This window comes from Spirosoma arboris (genome assembly GCF_009754945.1).
Lineage (GTDB): Bacteria > Bacteroidota > Bacteroidia > Cytophagales > Spirosomataceae > Spirosoma > Spirosoma arboris.
Map to the genome: position 1 here is coordinate 74,935 of NZ_WPIN01000013.1, position 25,247 is coordinate 100,181.

Genomic DNA, 25,247 nt, shown 5'->3' on the forward strand with positions numbered 1-25,247 from the left:
TATGGCTGCTCAAGATCAAACCTTTTTTAAGTCGCTGCGCAATCTGGAGACCTCCTACCGCAACATTCGTATACTGGCCTTTGTCAGCGTAGCCATCTTTGGACTAATTACCCTGGGAAGCCTGGTCTTCGCTTACCAAGTGAAAACTGATTCGGAGAGTCGAATCTATGTGGTGGAGCAGGGTAAGTCGCTCATTGCGGCCCTACGCAACGATGTGCGGGAAAACAGGCCAGTAGAGGGTCGGGATCACATTCGACGATTCCATGAGCTGTTTTTTACGCTCGATCCTGACGCTAAAAGCATTGAGGAAAACATCCGGGAGGCCATTCCCTACGCCGATGATAGTGCCGCCCGTCTTTACACAGATACCAAAGAGAAAGGCTATTATACTCAGCTTATTCAGGCCTCCGCTTCGCAGGAAATTCAGGTCGACAGCATCCAGCTGGATTTAAATCAGTACCCATACGCTTTTCGAACGTTTGCCCGGCAGCAGATCATTCGCCTGACAAACATCACCACGCGCCGGTTGATTACAACCGGTTATCTACGTAATGTCAGCCGCTCGGATATTAACCCCCACGGGTTTCTGATTGAAAAGTTTACAGTTGTTGATAACACGGACCTGGAGGAACGGATACGCCTATGAGACGAATTCTGAGTTTACTAACCGGTTTCGGAGATTTCCTGCTTAGTCTTTCCGATCGGACCCGAAAAGTGCTGGTACTTGGCGCACTGCTGTTGCTGGGTGGGGGAGGGGTTTATAAACTAGTTGTCAATCTTAAGCGGTTGACGAATCCCCTGCCGATGGCTTCGCCGGAACAGATCCTTCGACCTATGGAGAAGCTGGTTCGTCAAACCTCCTCTGAGGTTACTGATTACCAATCGGCCAAGCAAGCGAACCTAAGTCGACTGGATAGCATCAGTCGAAAGCTTACCAACTTCAAACCTGCCAACCCATGAATACCGCATTTTCTGAAGCTGCTTTCCTGCGCGAACGTAAAGCCATGCTTATGTATCCAGTTATCGTGCTCCCTTTTTTAGTGGCCCTATTTTATCTGCTTGGTGGAGGAAAGGGCGAACGGTACCTGTCTCAACAATCTTTAGTTGATCAGCAAGGCAAAGATGGTTTTAACGCCAGTGTTCCCAAGGCGAAGCGGGGGTCAATTGATGGCCGAAACGTGGAAACGCCCGGCTACGGAAAATCCGTTGCTGGCCAGGTGCTCTCCAGTTTTACCAATACCCGGCTGGATTCAACGGGTAATCACTTGAAGTCAATTCCAGAAGCCGCGACTAGCCAGCCCGTTCATACTTCATCACTCGCCTGGCAGCCGGTGCAAACGCCAACCGTTTCTTCACCATCACCGCGTGTTCAAAGACAGCGCACAAGGGTTAGTCAGCCAAAAACGAGCAGCGTTTATTCCTATCAGCCACCAGGCTTTCAACCTGGTGGCGCTGATCGAGGACCTACGCCAAAAGCAGAAACCATACCGTTTCGAAACAACCCTCCACCAACGACAGGGGATAAAGCCAGCCTGTCAGCTACTGGGTTTAATTCTTACCCAGGTATGAGTTTACCATCAACCAATAGCCAGGCCAATGAAACAGGTCGAACAGCTTCCGTGAAGGTGAGCGATAATCTGACAGCGACCCGGTTATCGGATCCTATAAACCCCGCTGACGCCTTCAATACAGCCCCGACAATGGGTTCTCGTCGACAAGCCGAACAAGCAGTCCTCAGCGGAAGTAATTCGTACGGGTCTAAAAAAAACATCGTCTGGATGATTCCAGTTGTCGTGCACGAAGATCAGTCGTTCAAAAGTGGCAATGTGGTGAAGTTGCGACTGACAAAAGAGATTTCCGCTGACGGCGTTACGATCCCAGTCAATACCATTTTGCACGCCGTCTGTCAAACCAGCGATGATCGGCTGCGGATGGCCGTTCGGAATCTTCAACTCGGTGGCCAGCTGATCCCCCTCGATCTGGAGGTTTATGATATCGACGGAATTGCGGGTGTGAACATGCCTGGTCTTTCTAATCAGGTGGGCGGCCAAATGCAGGCCTCGGCTATTCAGGGATTACAGATACCTGGTGCTGGTGGACTGGTGAACACCGTGGCCAGTCAGGCCCGCATGAGTGCCTCTAATGCGGCCAGACAGCCAACTGTGAAGCTGAAAGCAGGCTATAATCTTTTTCTCAAAGCGCAGTGATCATAATGCAATTCTGGATTGCATTTAACTAACCAAGTCAACTAAACTAAACATGAAACAGATACTTTTCTTACTTCTCAGCCTGGGCTCGCTATCCAGTCAGGCGCAACTGGCCTTCGTCCTGCCGATGACCAATTCAACAATTCGACCTTCCTACGCCCTGCAAGTGAGCACCAACAAAACGACGCACATCATTTTCCCCTATGAGATTCGCTACGCCGATCTGGGCAGTAAGGATATTGCCGGGGAAGCCGTTGAGAAAGCAGGCAACGTATTTCGCTTAAAAGCCATTGCTCAGAATCCCTTTATGGAAACCAACCTGACGGTTGTAACGGCCGACGGGCGGCTGTTCAGTTTTCTGGTTTCCTACAAAGAGCATCCGGATGCAGTCACCTACGACCTGACCAAAGTACTACTCGATAGGGATGTAAGTAAGTCCGCCAAAGTTAGTAGTGGCTCGCAGGCCCGGTTAGCCGATAACCTGAATCGGCAGGGAGAGATGGCCATGCATAGCCGCCGAAAGATTCGCCACATCGGCTATAAATCGCAGGGTGTCAATTTATACCTAAAGAATATTCTCTACAAAGATGATGTCATGTACCTGGTTTTGGGCATGGAAAACAGCTCTAAACTCAATTACGATATCGATTACCTGCGCACCTACGTCATGCAGCAGAAACAGGCGGGTGAAAGCTCAGCCACCCAGGATGTTCCGGTTGACCCAATCAAAGTCTTCGATGCTAGTGAAAACGTGATTCCTCGTCATGATGAATTAACAAAGGTCATCGCCATCGAACGGTTAACGCTGGAGCGTGATCGGCGCCTAGTCGTGCAGATGGGGGAGGAGAGTGGAGGCCGTCAGCTGACCATTGCCATCGGTCCCGAGGAACTGGCCACCGCACGGCCTCTATAAATCCAGTCGATCAATTCACCTGTAACTAAATTATCCATCATGCATAAGTACAAGTCAACCTTATCCATTATGTGTAAGCGAAGTGTACTGTTGATCAGCGCACTCCTCTGTTGGCAATCCGTCACGGCTCAAATTCACCAAGCTGGTCAAACAACGATTGAATTATCCGCTGGCCTGGTCGATGGTTTCAAGCTACCTGGTAAAGATAATTTTGGTGTGTTTTGTGGATTATCCTACAGTCGATACAAAACTCTGAATGCCTATTGGAAAGGCACAGTGCATCTCAATCAGAAATTTTATGCCTATGACCGATCGCTGGTACCCGTATCCCAGTGGCTTCTCGAAGGGACGTATTTTACCCGGGTTATGGGACTGATCAACCGCTCCTGGGTAATTAACGTTGGTGGTGGCGTAGCTGGCGGGTACGAATCAATTAATCAGGACCGGGGAGAAGTACAGGGTGCTAGCCTAATGAACCGATCGGAATGGGTTTTTGGCCCAACGCTGGCGATTGAATGCGAGTACATATTAACCGGGCGCACCATTTTAGTAGTACGGGCTCAGGAATATTACCTCTTCCGCTCGAACATCATTCCTACCCGGTTCAATGTGGGTGTTGGCATCAAATTCATCCTTGACACAGATTCGGAGTATAAATGAAAAATCTACTTTCCCTCATTCTTATTTGGCTGGCCATGGGCTGTCAGTCGGAGTCGCTGGACATTCGGGCGAATTATCGAATCCGGCTTAATGCGACCTTACCTGGTACCGCCCTGAAAGCGCACCAACGCTATGCACTTCCTTTGGTGTTGCTGACCGATTCCTATTATTCGGAATATGGATATAAACTTCAGTTTTATCAGCAAACAGGCTTGGGCAGACTGGAGCAGGGCAGTATCAATGAGCATACACCCGTACTGCAGAAAGTCGCCGTGAACCTCCCTTTAGGAATGTCTAGCTGGGTGTATATTCCTGAGGCTGTAGGAGCTAGTCAGGTGATTCTCATTGCTCAGCAGGAGCGGGGCTACACTCAGCCCGACACCCTACGCCTAAACTTTCAGGTTGAACCTTAAGTCCTTCCACTGATCGCTATGAAATTCTACTTTATTCCCATTCTCACCCTGTTTATACTGAACGGTTCAGCCGCCGGTGCTCAGAGTACTGGGGACGTGCTCAACATTGCCCTAAAAGGAGATGCCAATACCGAGCAGTCGGCCAAACTGGAGTTGATTCGTATCCTTCAGGAACGATTGAATAAACTCACCGTCGCTCAGCTCAATTCCCGCATTCTGGTCTCGACGGGCGTAAAGAACTACTACAAAGTAGCTGAGATCTTTAAAATGCACGATCAGATGTGGGGCTTTCGGGCTCAGCTGACCACGGAATCCCAGGCGTTAGCCACTGCGAATCCCGGCTTTGGTGAAGCTGGAAATAATTTCATCTGGAAATATCAAATGCAATTCAATGAAGCTATGAGCACAGCCGGCGTGATCAAGAACCAAACCAAAGTACTGATTACCGATGGTAAGCCAATTGCCTTGCCGCCGATGCCTACGTTCAGCATCTCACCACCAGCATCGGTGGACGATATGGCCAATTCCTTTGTCGGTACCATGAACAGCATCATGAGCCAATACGGTATCAAGTCACAGGAAGATATTGATAAGCTCCCGGCAGATCAGAAAGCGGCCTTCCAGGCTGCTGTCGATGCGGCCAAGGCAGATTTTGAAAAAGCGTTGAAAGCCTCGGCCAGCGCTACGACCAAGTCCTCGCTGACGCTACTTGGCAATGTAATTGGCACATTAGTTGGCGTACCCGGTGCTGGCTCAATCATCGCAGGCCTGGCCAGTGGAGACAAGGGAGCGATTTCAGGTCTGGTTGGCTCTATCGTCGACCGGTTTGACATTCCGGATGAGTACTTTGACTCGGAAACGCTGAAGCTGACTGATGCCGAACGAATAAAAATGATCGACGAACTGCACTCCCGGATGTCGGAAATGTTTCAAAAGGGCATTGCGTTGCGGGCTAACATGAACGCAGAGGTCAAAAAACGCTATGATACCATTAGCCAGCCAAGAAACGAACAAATCTTGTACGGCCCGAAAAAGTGAGAGAAACGATATTTGAAGCAAGGTGTGTAAATCGCAAATCACAGTAAGCCTATGAATCGCAATGTCAATATCCTTTTTGGAATGATCATTCTGCTGTTGGTAGGATCCTGCAGCAAAAAAAACGATCCTGATACGCAGCTGCCGTCTTATTTACGTATACCTACTGATTTGACGGGCTATGGCGGTTCAGGTAAAATTACCATCGATGGCGATCTGACGTTACGGGCAGAAGGGGAAGAAACGCTCGATCCGACGACCAAAACCTATTCAGGTGTGTTAGGGCGAATTACGATCGCTGACATAACGGCTCAGTTTACCGCTGGCCAGCCACTGCCCTATAAACAGACTTCCTCCGTTCCACCAGCCTATTATACAAACGGACAACTCTCAGTGATCAACACGTTGGCGGTGGGAATCTATCCGATGGGCTATCAGAGCAAGCCAACTCCCACCGGTGCCAATGCCGATCTCATTCTGAATCTGCCAGGCCCGCAGCTGTACTCTGCCCGCCTTGGCACGTTGTCAATTAGCGAATCAACCGTAATTAAAGTGCAGAATGGTCGAACTCTCTACCGCATTCAGGGTACTCTCCTGTGTGCACTAACGGCCGTTGGTACCGGTACCAAAGCTGGCCAGGATTATACCATTACCGGCTCATTTGATTTGCTGTTGGTCAATTAAAAAACGATTAAGAATAGTCCTAAAACTTCCAAGAGGATAAAGACTTATTCGGACGTTTTTCTGAACGGTTTTGACAGTTGATTGTGACTCGTTCATTTAATGATGTGACATGACCTTTTTGTGAACGATCACAAATGAACTAATTTATACGACTTACCTAATATAAGTTACACCATAAAACTGATTGGTAGCGTAGCTAATGCCGCAATAAATTGAAGAGGTCAACATTAATAAAAAGTGTTTCTTTCCACTTCTTTTCGGCTCGTAGCACGCCTATCTGCTCCAGGCTACGCAAATATTTTGACGCCGTCCGACGGTCGATTCCTAAGCGATCCACCAGGTATTCAATCTTACTGTAGGGGTATTCAAATAAGACCTCAACTAACTCTTTGCTGTATACTTTGGGTGCTTGGCCGCGAACTTGCTCAACCGTCTGGTCAAATAGCCCTTGAATACGAGTAATCTGATCAATCGTCTGCCGAGCTGTTACTTCGACGGCCTCTAATATGAATAGGATCCAATCCGACCAGTTCTGCTCAGTCCGCACTGCCTGTAAAAGCCGGTAATAGTCTGCTTTGTGCTCAATGATGTAGCCACTTAAGTAAAGAATAGGCTCTGCTAATAAGTCGTGAAGGATAAGATAAAGTACATTGATAATTCGGCCCGTACGCCCATTACCATCATAAAAGGGGTGAATACTCTCAAACTGATAATGTTGTATAGCCAGCTTGATGAGTGTAGAAACCTCGTTAGGCTCATTTGTATTGAGATATTCTTCCAGGTTATGCATTAACTCCTTGAGCACAGAAGGATCATCGGGAGGTGTGTAGATCACTTGGTTGGTTCGATCATTCCGTAGGCTGGTACCGGGAAGCCGACGCATACCTGCTTGGTTTTGCTCCAGTTCCTGCTGAATCTGAAGGATACCATTGATGCTTAAAAATCCCTTCTGTTTAATAAATCGATAGCCTGTGTAGAGGGCTTGTCGGTAGCGCAGTACTTCTTTGGTAGCTGTATCAACATCTTGTCCTTTGATGGTCAAGGCCTGGTAGAGCTTGTCATCGGTGGTAATAATATTTTCAATTTCAGAGGAAGCTTTCGCTTCTTTTAGGACCAGCGCATTGATTAAGATAGCGGGATTGGGTAATAATCGGCTCAACCCTTTTAATTCAGCTAGCGCTGAAGCAGCCCGGCTTTCCTGCCGCAGGATCGGTATGGTTTCAACGAGTTCACGCGCAGGCGGTAAGAGGGGTAGCTTATTGTAAGGAAGTTCGGCTCGAAATTGATTCATGTACAAATATGGTAAAAAAACGTACACGATAAAGCAATCATGTACACAGAATGTACATGATTGCTTTGACAAACCTGAACGAGATTTCGTCTGTCAAACCGTTTAAGTTGCTGAAGCTTGGATCGAAATGCTGAGGTCTTTTCTAAAACAAGCTGGAGGTTTTCGTTATCGATTTCCTAGATATGTTGTCCTGAAAATTTACCGACGTTTTCATTGACGATTTTCATTGACGATTAATCTTAACCAAAACTTTCATTGTGAGTAGTTGAGTATGTCCGCTATTGGCCGAATTCTGTACGATTTCGGACACGTGATTACGTACAATACCCGTCAAACAGTTGCTAAGGCCTGTTTTACACACTGGCACTCCATTTGTTTAGCAAATAACAAGCAAATGAGAAAACCGACTACGAACCATCATGGACCGGGCTTACTTAGGAGAATTTGAAGAACTGGTTTTATTAACAGCAGCCGTGCTGGAAGGTACTGCTTACGGCGTAACGATTGCAGCCGAACTTAAGCAACGCACCAGTCGAACCATCAGCTTAAGCGGGGTGCACGTCGCCCTATATCGGTTGGAAGAAAAAGGCTTTGTCCGCTCGGAACTCGGTGGCGCAACGGCGGCCCGGGGTGGTCGGCGAAAGCGGCTGTTCACCATTACCGCAGCTGGTAAGCGTACCCTGGCTGAAATGCGTGAGCTTCGGAATGAACTCTGGGACGCTATGCCAAACCCTTCGCTGTCGTGATTCATGCCGTACTCTCAACCCAATTCTCCTCCGCCAGTCCCACCGAATCGCCGGCCGCCCCGTTGGGCCGACCGTCTGCTAACCTGGTTTTGCCCACCGGAATTACGGGAAGAGCTGCTAGGCGATCTGCATGAACAGTTTGAGCAACAGGTGGCGGAATTGGGCGCAGCAAAAGCGCGTCGGCTGTACGTCTGGGAGGTCATCCGATTCTGCCGCCCGTATTTTATTCGGCGACGGGTAAAGGCTGTTACCGCTCAATCAACCGATTATTCGTCCATCTCTTTATTTAGTCAAACCATGTCTATATCACGAAATTATTTGACGGTTGCCTGGCGAAAGCTTCAGCAAAACAGGACGTTCTCGATTATTAACGTACTGGGATTAGCCATCGGCATGGCGACCTGCCTGCTCATCAGTCTGTACATACTGGATGAGTTGCGTTTCGACCGATTTAACATAAAGGCCGACCGAATTTATCGGGTGAACACCGACCTGAAAATCGGCGAAGCTGAGCACCAGTTAGCCACCGTGCCTGACCCGTTCGGACCTACGTTTGCCCACGATTTTCCGCAAGTTGAACGGCAGGTTCGGTTCCGCAACTACGGCGGTTATCTGGTCAGAAAGGGAGCTGAAAGCTTGAAAGAAGAAGGAGTTGTTTTTGTGGATTCAACCCTCTTTGATGTCTTTACGCTGCCTTTGGTCGCGGGTAATCCCCGAACAGCCCTGACGGAACCAAATACCGTGGTTATTACGGAAAGTATTGCCCGGAAATACTTCGGTACAACGCAGGTGCTGGGTAAAACGCTGACATTCAATCGTACTGAACAGGACAAAATTACGGGTGTCATACGCGATATACCCACTACTTCCCATTTCCGGTTCGACTTTTTCCGCTCGATGCTATCCATTGATGAGGCCAAGCAGGGTAATTGGCTGGGTTTCAACTTTACTACCTATCTCTTGCTGAAAAAAGGCACTCAGCCCAGTAGCTTGGTCGCTCAACTACGCACGTTTACAGATCGTTATGCATCGCCCGCCTTACAGAAATGGGGGGGTACTGACCTCAAGGGATTTGAGAAAACAGGCGGCTACATCCGCTACAGCCTGATGCCGCTGACGGATATTCATCTCCGATCGGATCGCATTTCCGAACTGGCGCCCAACAGCGATATCCGCTACGTACTGATGTTCGGCGCGATGGCCCTCTTTATTCTCCTGATCGCCTGCGTGAACTTCATGAACCTCTCAACAGCTCAGTCGGCGGGGCGGGCCAAAGAAGTGGGGATGCGAAAAGTGTTGGGGTCAATGCACTGGCAGTTAATCGGTCAATTCCTAATTGAATCCATGCTGATGAGTGGGCTGGCCCTGGTAGTGGCTATTGGGTTAGGGGTTGTTTTGCTCCCTTACTTCAACACATTAGCGAATAAAACGATCCACCTAGTAGCACCTGATCAGCTCATGCTGCTACCAGCCCTGCTGGGTTTTGCCTTACTTGTTGGGTTGCTGGCGGGTAGCTATCCGGCCTTTTTTCTGGCTCGTTTTCAGCCGATCAAAGTATTAAAAGGGGCGGTGCAATCGGGTGCTCGAAAGAGTCGTTTACGGAACGGTCTGGTTGTTTTTCAGTTCGCAACCTCCCTCGTTATCATCATCGGTACGTTTGTCATCTATGCACAACTTAACTTTATCCGTTCCCAAAAGGTTGGCTTTGACAAGGACCAGGTCCTGCTCATCAAAGATGCCAATGCATTGGGTACTCAGGTGGCTGCTTTCCGCAACGAAGTAGGGCAATTACCCGGTGTCGTGACGGGTACGACTACCGGCTTTTTCCCGGTTGATGGATGGGGGCAGAATAGTGAAGCCTTTTTTCCGGAGGGCGTCAAAGAAGCCGAGAAAGCGTTAAAGATGGAAATCTGGAACGTCGATGCGGACTACCTGCCTACATTGGGTATTAAGCTGACCGAAGGTCGAAATTTTTCAAAGCAGCTCTCCACGGATTCATCCGCCATTCTGATTAATGAGGCTGCAGCCCGGCTACTGGGCTATCGTAGCCCGATTAACCATACAATCGAACGAAAACGCTCAGCCAAACGAACCGATACGTACACCATTATCGGCGTGGTCAAGGACTTTAATTTTCAGTCGCTTCGGCAGTCGGTAGGGCCGTTGATTCTCCATTTGGATAAATCAGAACAAGGTATTGGGTTCAAATTAGCCACCCGCGACGTCGCGGGTGTGGTTGCCAATATTGAAGCAAAATGGAAAACTATGGCCGGGGGGCAGCCTTTCAGCTACTCGTTTCTGGATGAGTCCTTCGACCGGATGTACCGTTCTGAACAGCGCGTTGGGCAGGTCTTTGTTTCGTTTGCTGCGCTGGCCATTCTGATTGCCTGTCTGGGACTATTTGGCCTGTCTGCTTTTACAGCCGAACGACGCACCAAGGAGATTGGCGTTCGTAAGGTATTGGGTGCCAGTACGGGCAGCATCGTTGGCCTGCTCTCTAAAGATTTCCTAAAACTAGTGCTGATCGCTATCGGGATTGCTTCGCCAGTTGCCTGGTACGCCATGAACCGGTGGCTCCAAAATTTCGCCTATAAAATCGACATTGGGTGGTGGATATTCGTTCTGGCTGGCTTACTAACCCTGGCGATCGCTTTGCTAACCGTCAGCTTCCAAAGTATCAAAGCCGCCCTGGTGAATCCGGTAAAGAGTTTGCGTAGCGAATAAGCCAATGAAACCAAGCGGACCATCTGAAGACGCCACTCGGCCAGCCCCACCCGCCTGGGCCGACCGCTTATTGGTTTGGTTTTGCCCGTTAGAATTACGGGAAGAACTGCTGGGTGATTTGCATGAGCAATTTGATCAGCAAGTAGAGGAGTTTGGTCAAGCAAAGGCCCAACGACTGTATGTCTGGGAGATCATCCGGTTTTGCCGGCCTTATTTCCTCAAACGACGCGTCAGCGATGCCTTCAAGCCGCAGGCCCATCCAACCAATAAACCAGTGGTTTTAGGCCGTCAACCTGCTTACCAGTATACATCCAGTAATTACCCAACCCCAGCTATAACCGATATGCTACGCAACTATCTTAAAATCGCATTACGTAATCTCTGGCGAAATCGGGGCTTAACGAGCATCAACCTACTGGGGCTTTCAACAGGCATAGCCTGCAGCCTGCTCATCCTGTTATTTGTCCGCCACGAACTGAGCTACGACCGGTTCCATACTGATGCCGACCGAATCTACCGGGTCGTTAAGGATTTTGTTAACGACGATGGCAGCCGGTTGCCCGATGCCACTACGCCACCAGCGCTGGCCCCGGCCCTCCAACGCGAAATGCCGGAAGTCGAACGTGTGACACGGGTGTTTCCCAACTGGGGAGCTAATTATCTGATCCGATACGATGATAAGCAGTTTTACGAAGAAGGACTTTACCGGGTGGATAGCAGTTTCTTCGACGTATTTACCTTCCCGTTTGTGCAGGGCGCCCCTAAAGAAGCTTTCCGGCAGCTTAACTCGATTGTGCTGACCGAGACTATGGCGCACAAGTATTTCGGTGCTCAGAACCCGATGGGTAAAGTTTTGAAGGTGGGAAATCTGGGTGATTTGATGGTATCGGGTGTTCTGGGCGATGTGCCAGAGACGTCGCATTTCCACTTCGATTTTCTGATTTCAACCCGCAAAATCGGCGGCAATATCGATACCGACTGGGGCTTCTATAATTTCTATACGTACATTAAGCTAAAAGCTGGTGCGCGTATTGCCGAACTGGAACCCAAAATTCAGGCGCTCTACAAACGCAACAACCGGGAAGCGACGAACCAGTTTTATACCCAGGCGCTGATCGACATTCACCTCACCTCCAACCTGAAATGGGAACTCGCTCCCAACAGCGACCGGCTTTATATCTACGTTTTCACGGTTCTCGGACTCTTTATTCTCTTGATTGCCGCCATCAATTACGTCAATTTAGCCACGGCCAAATCCTCCCTTCGGGCCAAAGAAGTTGGTGTGCGCAAAGTGAGCGGGGCGGTCAAATCGTCGTTGATTCAGCAATTTCTGATTGAATCCATTATCATTTGCCTGTTGTCGGCTGTGGTGGCGGTTCTATTCGCGCAGGTGTTTCTGCCTCTTGTCAATGAGCTAACTCAGAAGCACCTTCAGTTACTGAATACAGCGAATGTAACCCTCTTTGGCTGGATTCTGCTGACAGCCATGCTGATCGGTACAATCGCTGGGTTGTTTCCCGCCTTATACCTATCTTCCTTTAAGCCGGTCATTGTTCTCAAAGGGTTAAAGCTGAAGGAAAAAGGCATTCTGACTATTCGAAAAGGGCTGGTGGTCGTTCAGTTTACCATCTCTATTGTTCTGGTGGCAGGTGCGCTGATTATTTCTAAACAGATGCGCTTTATCCAGTCGGCCCGGTTGGGACTCAATAAAGAGCAGGTGCTGATTATTCGCGACGCGGGTCAGATGCCGAATGCAACCCGTTCGGCACTACAACAGGCCATACGTCAACTGAGCGGAGTGGGCAAAGTAGCCACATCCGATGGTATTGTAGGGGGCCAGAACTGGACGAATGGCATGCGCGCTAAAGGGTCGGACAAAGAGCAACTCGTTAACTTTTTAAGTGTCGGCTATGATTTCCTCGATGTCATGGGTATGCAGATTAAAGAAGGCCGCAATTTTTCGGCGGCCTTCCCGGCTGATACGCTGACCAACGGTGCTGGGAAGACCCTGGACCAAACCATTGGGAGCACTATACTCAATGAGCGAGCCGTTAAGGAACTGGGCGTTGCCAAACCTCTTATCGGGCAGAAAATCGTCTGGGGACGAGACGGCGACACGACCTATTACCTCAATCTGGTTGGGGTCGTCAAGGATTTTCATTTCACCTCCCTACGGAGCGAAATTAAACCGTTTGCCTTTGTCAATAGCCCCCGGCGGCAATTGTATTTCACGGTTAAGTTAGCTACTGACAAGGTGAGCACTACGTTGGCTCAGCTTGAAAACCAGTGGCAGACGTTCGTACCGGATCGGCCGATTCAGTACTCGTTTTTAGACGAGACCTTTGCTAAGCTTTACATGGCCGAACGGCGTTTCCAGGCCGTGTTTACGATACTGGTAGGGCTGGGTATTTTCATTGCTTGTATGGGATTATTTGCTCTGTCGGCCTTTACGGCTGAACAACGCACCAAGGAAATCGGCATCCGCAAAGTACTGGGCGCGTCCGTAGGCAGTATTGTAACGCTGCTTGCTCAGGATTTTTTGAAACTTGTTCTCATCGCCGTTCTACTAGCCAGTCCGCTAGCCTGGTGGACCATGAGCCGTTGGTTACAGGACTTTGCTTACAAAATTACGATCGAGTGGTGGGTGTTTGCCCTGGCAGGCTTGCTTGCGGTTGGTATTGCCCTACTGACGGTGAGTTTCCAAAGCATCAAAGCTGCGTTGGTGAATCCAGTGAAATCATTAAAAGCAGAATAATCAGACCAAACGTCATGAAACACAACGCCTTTTGTCTCCTCCTGTTCCTGACCACCGGAACGTGTATTCATGCGCAGCAGCGAAGCGCTGAAAATCACGCTATTGACATAGCCAAAAATGACTTTAGCAAAACTAAATTCATGCGGAAAGAAAAATTTGGCGTCGTCAAAGAAAAACACAAGGTGATCGAATCCACACCGGTGGTGGAGAGAAATCCTGAGTTTTATTCGGGTAACTATTGGTATGAATCCTTGCAGTACAAACTGGAAATCCGAACGGATGAGCAGCATAAGCTGATGGCTACGCTTAGTATACCTGGCCAGCCGGACATACGCCTAAAAAATGTGACGGTCACCGACGCTTATTTTATCGGCTTTAAACCAAACCAGGACGGTACGGAAGAGAAATGGGAAGGTGTCTTCATCAACAAGACTGATGATAGCCATACCACGTTTGGTCTGGGCATCAAGCTCGCAACGCCTATTGCATTAACGCAAGGGCTAAAAATAACTAAGCTGTTCTTTGCAAAGGTTTCTCCGTAAAGCAGATAACCTACTGACAACTAATGAGCTCCAACGTAACTCCTCATCATCCGACTCCGCCGGCCTGGGCTGACCGCCTGCTGGCCTGGTTCTGCCCGCCTGAATTACGGGAAGAACTATTAGGCGATCTGCACGAGCAGTTTGATCAGCAGGTAGCGGAATTTGGTGAGGCGAAAGCCCGACGGCTATACGTTTGGGAAGTCATCCGATTCTGTCGCCCCTATTTTATCGAGCGTCGAATGACTGCCACGCCCCGAACGTCCTATGAATATCCCCGACCGCTTCCTACAAATCCAGTCATGATTCAAAACTACCTCAAAATCGCCTGGCGCAACCTGATTCGCCACAAAACCTTTTCAGCCATCAATATCCTGGGCCTGGTGCTGGGGATGGCCAGCAGCCTACTGATTCTGTTGTGGGTACAGCACGAACGTAGCATCGATCACTTCCACGCCAACGGATCACGACTGTATCAGGTGTTTGAGAATCAGCAGACTACGGGTAACGACCTGAACACGACCATGACCACGCCCCAATTGATGGCCCCGGCTTTGGTGGCCGAAGTGCCCCAGGTTGAGCGTAGCGTGCACATGACACCAGGAAGTAGGCTCCTGCTGACGGTGGGTAACCAGGCCTACAAGGAAATAGGCATCTATGCCAGCACGGATTTATTTCAGCTATTCTCCTTTCCCCTAGTGCAGGGTAATCCCAAAACGGCGCTGGTTGGCCCGGCCTCCATTGTTATTTCCGAAACCGTAGCGCGAAAACTCTTTGGCCGTACGGATGTGGTAGGCCGGTCGGTGCGGGTAGGCGACAATGACGACCGACAGATAACAGGCGTAGTTCAGGACATCCCCGAAACGGCGTCGCTCAAATTCGATTTTGTTTTACCCGCTGCACCCTACATCAGGAAGACCCAACCCAATCCCCGCTGGGGGAGAAACGGCTGGCGAACGTTTGCCCTGCTGCATCCCAACACCGACGTGAATGCCCTCAATGCGAAACTGCTGAACTTTGTCCAACGGCATGATTCGACGATGACCAAGTTTACTACGTTTTTATTTCCGTATCAGGACATCTACCTGTATTCCAAATTTACCAACGGCCAGCCCGACGGTGGCCGCATTGAGTACGTGCGGCTATTTACCATCGTCGCCATTTTCCTGCTGCTCATCGCCTGTATCAATTTTATGAACTTAGCCACGGCCCGTTCAGCGAAACGAGCCAGGGAGGTAGGCATCCGCAAGGTGGTAGGCGCCGGGCGGTCATACTTACTGAGTCAATTCGTGGGGGAGGCCGTGTTGATGGCCCTGTTGTCGCTCCTGATCGCGGTGGTACTTGTACAAGTGCTCCTGCCACTATTTAATCAACTGACCGAAAAGCACCTGGTTATCCAGTATGGCAATCCGGTCTACTGGGCGGTGTTGCTCAGTTTAGCTCTGGCAACGGGACTGATTGCAGGTAGTTATCCAGCCCTGTTTCTTTCGTCCTTCCAACCCGTGAAGGTGTTAAAAAACACCCTACAGTTAACGGCGAGTGCCGTCATCTTTCGTCAGGGATTGGTGGTCTTTCAGTTTGCCCTCTCGCTGCTGCTGATTATCGGTACGTTGATTGTTAGTCAACAAATGGCCTACATTCGGGGCAAAAATCTGGGTATCAACCGGGAAAACGTCATCTATATGCGGGTGGAAGGCGAATTGGCGAAGCACTTTGAACCATTTCGGCAGGCGCTGTTGCAGGCACCCGGTATCCAGTCAGTGTCCTCGTCTGATGAAGATCCGTTGTATATTGGTAATTCAACCACGGGCGTAGAATGGCGCGGGAAGCCAGACACGGACAACACCCTGTTTTACCAGCTGCCGGTGAGTTATGATTTTATCAAAACGATGAAGATCGGCCTGGTGGCAGGCCGGGATTTTTCCAAGGCGTTCCCGGCCGATAGCAGTAATTATATCATCAACGAAGAAGCCGCCCGGCGCATGGGTATGCGGCAGCCTCTTGGTCAGGAATTAACCAATGAGGGCGTACCGGGGACAATTGTGGGGTTAGTCAAAAATTTTCATCTCAACTCCCTTCGGGTAGCTATCGAACCGCTGGTTATCTATTTAGGTCCATCAAATTCCACCCTGCTGGTACGCACTCAACCCGGCCAAACGGAACAGGCGCTGGCCAGTATGGAGCGCCTTGCCAAGCAGTTCAACCCAGCTTATCCATTCGCTTACACGTTTGCTGATGACAATTTTGAGCGACAGTACAAGAGCGAGATGCTGGTGGGGCAACTAACCCGTTACTTTGCCGGAATCGCCATTGTCATTGCCTGTCTGGGTCTGTTCGGGCTGGCCCTATTTATGGCTGAACAACGCACTAAAGAAATTGGCGTGCGCAAAGTACTGGGAGCCAGTGTCAGCAGTATTGTGGCCTTACTCTCCGGCAGCTTTTTGAAATTAGTGCTGGTGGCCATTGGAATTGCTTCGCCGATTGCTTGGTGGGTCATGCATGAGTGGTTGCAGGCATTCGCTTACCGTATCGACATCGCCTGGTGGATGTTTGCTTTGGCGGGCGGACTGGTTATAGGCATTGCGCTACTAACAGTGAGTTTTCAGAGCATCAAAGCCGCTTTGGTGAATCCGGTAAAGAGCTTACGGAGTGAGTAAGAACTCGTTTTTGCGAGAATCACTATAGAATTTTCTAGCGGCCTTGGCGTATCGTACCCAGAAAGCTCTCCGTGATGCATACGGTAGTAATCTGCTGACTAATCCTTGATGCTGTCGAATGAGCGCGGTAAATGTCTGCTGCTCGCCGAATAGGACCTGATGAATGAAGATTTGCTCATCAACAGACCAAAGTACCGGTTTCATTGATTGATCAGACTGATTTATACTGCATAATGTAGCACACGATTAGGAATGAATCATTTTCCTGCCGTAGGTAGGAATGGCCTTTTAGCCGAAAAACGTGTCGTGTATAGGATTAATCAAGATAACTGCCAACCATTGTCTATATCAGCAAGAAAAAGCATTGCTATAACTGCCTGAAACGATTTTCCAATTGACCTCACCTCAGGACGAATGAAATCATACTGCTGTTGAATCTGAGCCATTCGGGCCTGATCAATGGGTTGACCGACAGGAAACGCCTGCCCCAACTCTTCGAAGTATGCCTGAAAATTGCCCGGTGTATCGATTTCCATCATGCGGGCCCGCTGCTGGCCTGGATTGGAAAACCGATGAACGACGCCTGCCGGAATATAGACCGAGTTGCCGACCATAGCTCTACGGATTTACCATCGACGACAATCCTGACCGTTCCTTCGATCACATAAAAGGTGTGGGTAGTGATCCGGTGCGCATGGGGTGGTGGGCCGGGGAAACCTGCGGGCAAATCATGCTCAAAGACACAATAGAGACCATTGGTAGCGGTTTGACTGACGAGAAAGGTGGTTTTGCAGTCGCCGATCTGAATGCTTCGGCCTGTCTGAGCCGTAGTAATAATGGTTATGTTAGTGGAGGGAGTCATAGCAATGTTCGATTAGATGACTGGTGGAACGCGATACCAAGTGGCCTCGGTATCGCGTTTGAAAATGGATTTTCTATTGATCTTGACAACAACCCGGGTCTCCAAACCCGAGAAGGTTATTTGAGCTTAACGGCCCAGTAATCACCCTCAGCTCCAAAGTTTCGCTGAGTTTTTTCCCCACTGATAGACGAGTTGGAACTGCCAGCCGCCAGGATACCACCATCGGCAGTAATAATCAACTTATACAGATAATCATCATCAGCCCCACCGATCGTTTTGTCCCACAAAATCTCGCCCTGAGCGTTTACTTTAACGACCCAATAATCCCCATAGCCTCGGCTTGTTTCCGTTTTATCCCCATTGATCGATCCACCGCTTGATCCACCTATAAGATACCCTCCATCGGTGGTAGCAGCCAGGGAAGTTATCAAATCGGTGCTTGACGTGCCGATGGTTTTATCCCATACTTTATTGCCCTGACTATCCAGTTTAATAACCCAATAATCCATCGTTACCCTGCCTTTTGCCGCCTGGCTTTTATCTCCGCCCGCACCGGCGTTGGTACTAGCTCCCAGTAAAAACCCGCCATCGCTGGTAGCAATCGCATCCTCAAGGGTATTGTCTCCAATGAGCGTCTGCAAGGTCTTTTCCCACACTTTATTCCCATTGCCATCAATTTTGACTAGCCAAGAAGTACTTACCAAGGTAGTCTTACCGGGCTCATATACATAACCGCTTTTGTTGCCAGCCAATAGAAAGCCGCCATCGGCTGTGCGCACAATCGCTTTTAACTCCTCTTTGTCCGCCGTTCCGTAACTTTTATCCCATTGCTTTTTGCCATTGGCATCAATCTTCATGATCCAGTAATCAGTACCTCCCTTCGTTCCATTCTCAATGCCATACTTCATAAAACGGGTATCGGCACTTGAATTGGTGCTGCCCCCTAACAGATAGCCACCATCAGCCGTTGGCACCATCGCAGTTAGTCTCTCATCGCCCGTACCGCCCGCTGTAATATCCCATTGCCGGTTGCCTGGCTTGCCCAGCTTAACAACCCAGAAATCATAGCCCCGTGAGTCGCTACTTTTAGTCCCCGTCCCTATCACGGCAAACAAAGGATCCTTGGGCGAGTTGGAGTATCCTCCCAGCAGATAACCGCCGTCGCTGGTCTGCAGCATGGAGGTTAGTTTATCAACGCCCGAACCGCCAACGGTTTGCATGGCCCGTCTGGCCCCATTTGGATCCATGTTGACCAGCCAGAAATCATAGCCCCCCAGATTAAGGGTAGTCTTGTTGCCGCTGGTGGGGGAATCAGAAGAGCCTCCCAGCACCACTCCTCCATCAGCCAGCGCTATGGCAGCAGTAAGGTCATCCGTACCAGCGACGTATTGTCCTCCATTTGCGGTAGGGATTACCTTGGTATCTCCGCCAAACGTGGCGTCCCAAAGTTTAATGGGAGCCGGTTGAATGGCAACCCGGGCACCGGACGAAGTGGGCTTAACCACCTCGTCCGTCAATTCATCTGGTTTACAATTCCAAACCAGTATCGAAGCCGTCATGACGGCCATAAGTGTGTACTTTTTCATGTTCTTGTGTTGTGAAAATTGTTGTGAATGGTAGATTAAACTTGATTAAAGTGTCAGGGTCTGCTTGAGCGTAGCGGCTGCCTGGAGAATGGCTTGCTGAATAGCCGGGATGTGCGCAATCGGATTCAATAGACCGTAGTCGTGAATTTGGCCGACATATCGAGCCAGAGTGACCGGCACACCGGCCGCATCCAACTTACGGGCGTAGGCTTCTCCTTCATCCCGTAGCACATCATTCTCCGCCGTTTGCACCAGGGCAGGAGGTAAGCCTTGCAATTGTTCCAACGAAGCCTGCAAGGGCGAGGCATATATCTGCTGACGTTGCGCTGTATCGGGTAGATAATTATCCCAGAACCAGATCATCATGTCCCGCGTCAAAAAACGCCCTTCGCTGAACTGGTGGTACGAGTCTGTGTCAAAGTTGGCATCGGTAACGGGCCACAGCAAAACTTGTAATTTGATTTTTGGGCCGTTTTTATCTTTAGCCATCAGGGCAATGACCGCCGACATGTTTCCACCGACACTGTTGCCCACGACGGCCAGGTTCGTCCCGTCTACGCCAATCTCAGCGCCATGCTCGGCCACCCATTGTGTAGCGGCATAAATCTCGTTGATGGCCGTTGGGTACTGCGCTTCCGGCGACGGGGTGTAATCGGGGAAAACCGCTACGGCCCCACTGGCTACCACCAAATCCCGAACCAGTCGGCGGTGAGTCGGATAATCGCCCAACACCCAGCCACCGCCGTGGATAAAGATGAAGACAGGTGCATCGGCTTTGGCGTGTTGGGGTTTGGCAATATGGATATTGACGGTATAGCCGTTCTGAATAATGGTCCGCTCGGATTCGTCAATACCGGAATAATCGACTTCGACCGACTGTTGGGCCCCAACCAGCACCTGGCGGGCCTCTGCCGGTGTGAGTTGTTGGAGGGGTTTGCCATCCCCTGCATTGAGAGCGACTAAAAAGGTTCTCACCTGGGTGAAGATCTGGGGATCCTGTTCGCCGTTGATTTGTGAGGTTGCCATGATAAATGTAGTGTAAGTGAATGAATGATTTGTAAAAACTGAATTGACATGGCAAAATTATATCCCTTAAAGGCCTGGATAAAGGTTAAAATGGGCCTATAAATTGCATATTTTTCCCTGTGTGGTATATTTGTCCAACTTTAGCTCACTGACTGAGAGATGCATTGACCTGTTACGGTAACCCGACGAGTCGGATCGCTTCGCTTTGGGCCATCACCGATCTATTGTTCGAAACCATGGAGCCTATCTATTTTGAATCAAACTATAAGAAACTGGGTCTACTGCCCCTGAATCAAACGACTTTCCTGCAGGCCAATCAGGAGAAGTATAAACCGTATATCAAGATTCTGTACTTGCCGGAGGAGTACTGCCTGACGGTGGATTTCAACCAGTTTCGTACCAGGCAGCCCAGCCTGTTTTTTATTAATAGTAATCAGTTCGTTCAACTCCAGTCCGCCGGGCCAGCCGCCGGTTTTCTGATTTATTACAATCGGGATTTCTACTGCATTCAGATGCACGATGAGGAAGTAGCCTGCGATGGATTGTTGTTCAACAACGTCTATCAAATGCCGATGACCGTACTGTCGGGTGATGAGTGCCTGGTGATTGGGCAGGCTTTTGCGCAGATTCAGCGGGAGCTGAGTCAGCAGGAATCGGCGCATGAAGAAATGATTCGGACCTATCTTAAACAGGTCATTATTCGGGCTACGCGCTTGTGGAAGCAGCAACAGGCAGGCACATTGACCGTAGCGGCTGATCTGGATCTGTTTCGTGATTTCAGCCGGTTGGTGGACATTCACTACCGGGACAAACACAATGTAGCCGACTATGCCCAGTTGCTGGCCGTAGCCCCCAAAACCCTTTCGAACAAGTTCAACCGATTGAATCTGACGCCACCCAATGAGATCATCAAAGATCGGATTCTATTGGAGGCCAAACGGTTGCTGATGTACTCTTCGCTGAGTATCAAAGAGATTGCCTATCAGTTAGGCTACGAAGACCCGGCTTATTTCAACCGGCTGTTTACGGGCAAAACCGGCGAAACGCCAGCCATCTACAAGAAGAAAATCCGGCAACTGGCAGATTAATCTCTCCGGTGAGTGGTCATTCACCGGGTTTAGGAATGTTTCGTGAGCGAGTCAGCGTTATGGTCGTCGTGCATCCAATCAATTCAATGGGAGTTATACCTTCGTTCTGATTTGGTCCAAGGGCATGGAAGGAATCGTATGCTACTAAATGCGTTTGACAGTAATTAAAATTGCCAAGCCGGTTCAGATCCGAATCGGACAGTTTTCTGTACAGTTTTACCTTAATAGTCGATTGTAATGCAATGGATTGACTTCCAGACTAATACGCGTTCGGTTAATTAGAATTAATGCCCTTTAATTGAACGAAATTGTTCTGTTAAGTTCTATACTTTGGTTCTGTAAAGGCCAAAACCGGACAGTTGAAACAGCGAGTACGTAAACATATAAAGATGATTCTGATGCTTTGTTCGCTTTTTAGTCATGTGCGTGGCTGAATGCTTTAGGGTTTATTAACTCCTACGCAATAGGGCATAACTCTGATCGGCAATTTACAACTCTTCGTTAGTCGGGATCACTAAAATTTTAACCGCTGCATCGACACGGCTAATGTCCCGAATCTCACCCGAAGGCATGCTATTTTTCTCCTAATTGAGGTGGATGTTCAGAAAGTCCAGGTCGGTACAAATCTGTTGGCGCATGGCGCTGTCATTTTCGCCCACGCCTGCCGTGAAAATCAGGGCATCCAATCCATTCAGTACAGCAGCATAAGCCCCAATGTATTTCCGGATTCGATACGCATAGATCTCCAGAGCAAGGGCTGCTATACGATCACCGGCTTGCTGGGCTTTTTGAATAGCACGCATATCATGTAGACCCGTAAGCCCCATCATACCCGATTGTTTTTCAAGCAGATTCGTAATCTCATCCAAGCTATAGCCATTACGAACTAAATGGAAAATTATGAAGGGATCAATATCGCCTGAGCGGGTTCCCATGACCAGGCCAGAGTGGACTAAAACCCATACTCGTATCTAATGACTTGCCGGCCTCTACCGCGGTAATACTACAGCCATTCCCCAGATGGATGCTGATGAGTTTAGCATTGGGGTTTCCTAACCAGGCCAAAGCCTTTTCACTGACGTATTGATGGCTGGTACCAGGAAAACCATACACCCGAATGGCATGTTTTTCGTATAAGGCATTCGGGATCGCATACCGGAACGCGTATTCCGGTATCGTCTGATGAAAGGCCGTGGCGAAAACCGCGATTTGACGGGCGTGAGGAAACGTCTTCTCGGCCATTTCAATGCACTGATAATCGATGGGATTATGAAGCGGTGCCAACGGAAACAGGGCTTTTATTGTTTCTTTAACCCCTGGTATAATCAGGGTAGCACGGGTAAAGTAGTTGCCCCCGTGTACAACCCGATGTCCGACGACCTGGATCGAATCAGGTGATTGTCCTACGCCGGTTTCATAATCCAATAATAGTTGAATCATTTGCTGAAAGCCAGCAGCATAGTCAGCAATAGGCTCCTTCAGTTCAATAACTTTTACCGGTTCGACAGTACCGATTGAATGGCGAATGATGGTTTCAGCGGTACCAATCCGTTCAATTACGCCTGTACACAGTGGGTTATCAGACGGCATATCGAAGAGTTGGTACTTCAACGAACTGCTTCCCAAATTGATCACAAGAATATGCATAGGCTATAAGTAACTATCTGCCGAGAATTTTATCAACTTTCCCAAGTCCAGTTGCGTACCTCGGGCATATCCTGGCCGTACCTATTGATGTACTCCCTGTGTTCAATCAGCTTGTCCTGCATCGCCTGCTTGAGATACCCCAGCCGGTTTCTGAGTTGAGGGAGTCGGTCAATCACATCCTGAACCAGATGATAGCGATCCAACTCATTGAGCACGGTCATGTCGAACGGGGTAGTGATGGTCCCTTCCTCCTTGTAGCCCCGAACGTGGATGTTCCGGTGATTGGTTCGTTTATACGTCAGCCGGTGAATCAACCACGGATAGCCGTGAAAAGCAAAAATGACGGGTTTATTTTCGGTAAACAATAAGTCAAATGCCGTATCGTCCAGACCATGCGGGTGCTCACTGGCCGATTGGAGCCGCATCAGATCGACCACATTCACCACCCGGATTTTTAAATCAGGTAGGGTCTGGCGCAGAATGGAAACGGCGGCCAGGGTTTCCAGTGTCGGCACATCCCCCGCGCAGGCCATGACTACGTCTGGTTCGCAGCCGGTATCGTTGCTGGCCCAGGTCCAGATGCCGATGCCCCGGCTACAATGCGTGACGGCCGAGGGCATATCCAGCCATTGCGGAGCGGGATGCTTACCGGCCACCACCACATTGACATAATGCCGGGAGCGCAGGCAGTGATCCATCACCGATAGCAGGCAATTAGCATCGGGCGGTAAATAGACCCGAACCACTTCCGCTTTTTTATTGACCACTACGTCAAGAAAACCGGGATCCTGATGGGTAAATCCATTATGGTCCTGCCGCCACACGTGCGACGCCAGCAGGTAATTAAGCGAAGCGATTTTACGGCGCCAGGGAATAGTTAGGGTAACCTTCAGCCACTTGGCATGTTGGTTGAACATCGAATCCACGATATGGATAAAGGCTTCGTAGCTATTGAACAAACCATGTCGGCCCGTTAGCAGATAGCCTTCCAGCCAGCCTTCGCACTGGTGTTCGCTGAGCATCTCCATCACCCGGCCGTCGGGAGCCAGCAATTCATCGGATGGAAGCTGGTCGCCTTCCCACTGTCGGGTAGTAGCCTCAAAAACCGCGTTTAGTTTGTTCGACAAGGTTTCGTCGGGCCCGAAAATCCGGAAATTCCGTTGCGATTCGTTGAACCGGATAATATCCCGCAGAAACCTGCCCACAATCGCCGTGTCAGATTCGTTTATACTACCGGAGCTTGTAATCGGAACGGCATAATCCCGAAAATCAGGAATACGCAAGTCTTTGAGGAGCAGGCCGCCATTGGCGTGTGGGTTGGCGCCCATTCGCCGGTTTCCCGCTGGGGCTAGCGCCTGTAGTTCGGGAATTAACCGACCAGCATTGTCAAACAGTTCGTCAGGGCGGTAGCTTTTCAGCCAGGTTTCCAGTTCCGTAAGGTGTGCCGAATTGGTAGCAGGGTCGGTAATGGGTACCTGATGCGCCCGGAATGTGCCTTCTATGGGCAGGCCGTTCACCATTTTGGGGCCAGTCCAGCCTTTAGGTGATCGTAGAAGGATCATGGGCCAGCGTGGCCGCTCGGTTTTCCCCTGCTCACGTGCTTCCTGCTGAATAGATTGAATTGTCTGAATAACCTCATCGAGTACGGTGGACATTGTTTGGTGCATAACCATCGGGTCATCGCCCTCGACAAAATACGGTGTCCAGCCATAGCCGTAGAATAACTGCTGGAGTTCTTCATGACTGATTCGAGCCAGGACGGTTGGATTCGCAATTTTATATCCGTTCAGGTGCAGGATAGGTAGTACTACCCCATCCGTAGCCGGATTCAGAAACTTGTTTGAGTGCCAGGCCGTTGCCAGTGGGCCAGTTTCAGCTTCCCCATCACCCACCACGCAGGTCGCAATCAAATCCGGATTGTCAAACACGGCCCCAAAAGCATGACTAAGGGAATAGCCTAACTCACCGCCTTCGTGGATGGAGCCCGGACACTCCGGTGAAACGTGGCTGGGAATACCGCCCGGAAACGAAAACTGGGTAAATAATTTTTTTAGGCCTGCTTCGTCCTGGGTGATATTGGAATACACCTCGCTGTAGGTGCCTTCCAGATAGGTGTTGGCCACCAACGACGGACCGCCATGCCCAGGGCCAGATAGGTAAATCATATTCAGGTCATGTTCCCGAATTAATCGGTTCAGGTGGGCATAAATAAAATTCTGACCGGGCGAAGTGCCCCAGTGGCCCAGCAGCATCGCTTTAATATGCTCCGGCTTGAGCGGTTCCCGTAGCAATGGATTGTCGCGTAGGTACATTTGGCCCACCGACAGGTAGTTAGCCGCCCGCCAATAGGCATCAATGGCCTGTAACGTTTCGGCAGACGGTTTGGGGAATGGCTCGGTTCGATTGATTGTCAT

Annotated in this window: 20 protein-coding genes and 1 pseudogene; 15 read left to right on the forward strand and 6 right to left on the reverse strand. The window is 49.7% G+C overall.

What is annotated here, in order from left to right:
• Position 1: 1 nt before the first annotated feature.
• Genes traK through GO755_RS27975 form a run of 8 tightly spaced genes read left to right on the forward strand, consistent with a single transcriptional unit; the run spans position 2 to position 5,912 of the window.
• The gene (traK, locus tag GO755_RS27940; protein ID WP_157588611.1) at positions 2-646 is read left to right on the forward strand and encodes a conjugative transposon protein TraK; all 645 of its coding nucleotides are present in this window, start codon (positions 2-4) and stop codon (positions 644-646) included.
• Positions 643-960 (forward strand): hypothetical protein, encoded by a 318-nt coding sequence (locus GO755_RS27945; protein ID WP_157588612.1) that lies wholly within the window; start codon positions 643-645, stop codon positions 958-960. Before traK ends, GO755_RS27945 begins: the two co-directional genes overlap by 4 nt.
• Positions 957-2,207, forward strand: coding sequence for a conjugative transposon protein TraM (gene traM, locus GO755_RS27950; protein WP_157588613.1), 1,251 nt, complete (start codon positions 957-959; stop codon positions 2,205-2,207). The genes GO755_RS27945 and traM overlap by 4 nt, the downstream gene beginning before the upstream one ends.
• Before the next feature lie 52 nt (positions 2,208-2,259).
• Positions 2,260-3,120: a conjugative transposon protein TraN gene (gene traN, locus GO755_RS27955; RefSeq protein ID WP_157588614.1), complete on the forward strand. Its 861-nt coding sequence runs from the start codon at positions 2,260-2,262 to the stop codon at positions 3,118-3,120.
• A gap of 39 nt (positions 3,121-3,159) precedes the next feature.
• Positions 3,160-3,780 (forward strand): conjugal transfer protein TraO, encoded by a 621-nt coding sequence (locus tag GO755_RS27960; RefSeq protein ID WP_157588615.1) that lies wholly within the window; start codon positions 3,160-3,162, stop codon positions 3,778-3,780.
• Positions 3,777-4,193 carry a hypothetical protein gene (locus GO755_RS27965; RefSeq protein WP_157588616.1) on the forward strand — a complete coding sequence of 139 codons (417 nt, stop codon included), beginning with the start codon at positions 3,777-3,779 and terminating at the stop codon, positions 4,191-4,193. Before GO755_RS27960 ends, GO755_RS27965 begins: the two co-directional genes overlap by 4 nt.
• Before the next feature lie 18 nt (positions 4,194-4,211).
• Complete coding sequence (locus GO755_RS27970) at positions 4,212-5,231, forward strand: hypothetical protein (protein WP_157588617.1); 1,020 nt, start codon at positions 4,212-4,214, stop codon at positions 5,229-5,231.
• Positions 5,232-5,282: 51 nt separating this feature from the next.
• Positions 5,283-5,912: a hypothetical protein gene (locus GO755_RS27975; protein WP_157588618.1), complete on the forward strand. Its 630-nt coding sequence runs from the start codon at positions 5,283-5,285 to the stop codon at positions 5,910-5,912.
• Positions 5,913-6,108: 196 nt separating this feature from the next.
• On the opposite strand, the gene GO755_RS27980 is transcribed toward GO755_RS27975, so the two are convergent.
• Complete coding sequence (locus tag GO755_RS27980; protein ID WP_157588619.1) at positions 6,109-7,203, reverse strand: Fic family protein; 1,095 nt, start codon at positions 7,201-7,203, stop codon at positions 6,109-6,111.
• Positions 7,204-7,622: 419 nt separating this feature from the next.
• On the opposite strand from GO755_RS27980, the gene GO755_RS27985 reads away from it, so the two are divergent.
• Genes GO755_RS27985 through GO755_RS28005 form a run of 5 tightly spaced genes read left to right on the forward strand, consistent with a single transcriptional unit; the run spans position 7,623 to position 16,624 of the window.
• Positions 7,623-7,949: a PadR family transcriptional regulator gene (locus GO755_RS27985; protein ID WP_157588620.1), complete on the forward strand. Its 327-nt coding sequence runs from the start codon at positions 7,623-7,625 to the stop codon at positions 7,947-7,949.
• Positions 7,950-7,952: 3 nt separating this feature from the next.
• Positions 7,953-10,673 carry an ABC transporter permease gene (locus GO755_RS27990; RefSeq protein ID WP_227687113.1) on the forward strand — a complete coding sequence of 907 codons (2,721 nt, stop codon included), beginning with the start codon at positions 7,953-7,955 and terminating at the stop codon, positions 10,671-10,673.
• Between the two features lie 4 nt (positions 10,674-10,677).
• Positions 10,678-13,428, forward strand: coding sequence for an ABC transporter permease (locus tag GO755_RS27995; RefSeq protein ID WP_157588621.1), 2,751 nt, complete (start codon positions 10,678-10,680; stop codon positions 13,426-13,428).
• A 14-nt stretch (positions 13,429-13,442) separates the two neighbouring features.
• Positions 13,443-13,970, forward strand: a complete 528-nt coding sequence (locus tag GO755_RS28000) for a hypothetical protein (RefSeq protein ID WP_157588622.1) — start codon at positions 13,443-13,445, stop codon at positions 13,968-13,970.
• Between the two features lie 23 nt (positions 13,971-13,993).
• Positions 13,994-16,624, forward strand: a complete 2,631-nt coding sequence (locus GO755_RS28005; protein WP_227687114.1) for an ABC transporter permease — start codon at positions 13,994-13,996, stop codon at positions 16,622-16,624.
• Positions 16,625-16,944: 320 nt separating this feature from the next.
• On the opposite strand, the gene GO755_RS28010 is transcribed toward GO755_RS28005, so the two are convergent.
• Positions 16,945-17,238, reverse strand: coding sequence for a cupin domain-containing protein (locus GO755_RS28010; RefSeq protein WP_157588623.1), 294 nt, complete (start codon positions 17,236-17,238; stop codon positions 16,945-16,947).
• A 116-nt stretch (positions 17,239-17,354) separates the two neighbouring features.
• Between GO755_RS28010 and GO755_RS41010 the strand changes: the two genes are divergently transcribed.
• Positions 17,355-17,627 carry a hypothetical protein gene (locus GO755_RS41010; protein WP_198174956.1) on the forward strand — a complete coding sequence of 91 codons (273 nt, stop codon included), beginning with the start codon at positions 17,355-17,357 and terminating at the stop codon, positions 17,625-17,627.
• Here the strand turns inward: GO755_RS41010 and GO755_RS28020 are convergent.
• Complete coding sequence (locus tag GO755_RS28020; protein ID WP_157588625.1) at positions 17,603-19,072, reverse strand: hypothetical protein; 1,470 nt, start codon at positions 19,070-19,072, stop codon at positions 17,603-17,605. The two genes, GO755_RS41010 and GO755_RS28020, sit on opposite strands and share 25 nt — an antisense overlap.
• Before the next feature lie 45 nt (positions 19,073-19,117).
• Entirely contained in the window at positions 19,118-20,098 is a 981-nt protein-coding gene (locus tag GO755_RS28025) for an alpha/beta hydrolase (protein ID WP_157588626.1), read from the reverse strand.
• Between the two features lie 236 nt (positions 20,099-20,334).
• Between GO755_RS28025 and GO755_RS28030 the strand changes: the two genes are divergently transcribed.
• Positions 20,335-21,186, forward strand: coding sequence for a helix-turn-helix domain-containing protein (locus GO755_RS28030; RefSeq protein ID WP_157588627.1), 852 nt, complete (start codon positions 20,335-20,337; stop codon positions 21,184-21,186).
• A gap of 584 nt (positions 21,187-21,770) precedes the next feature.
• On the opposite strand, the pseudogene GO755_RS28035 reads toward GO755_RS28030, so the two are convergent.
• Positions 21,771-22,833: pseudogene (locus GO755_RS28035) on the reverse strand (acetate/propionate family kinase).
• A 32-nt stretch (positions 22,834-22,865) separates the two neighbouring features.
• Positions 22,866-25,247: a phosphoketolase family protein gene (locus GO755_RS28040; RefSeq protein WP_157588628.1), complete on the reverse strand. Its 2,382-nt coding sequence runs from the start codon at positions 25,245-25,247 to the stop codon at positions 22,866-22,868.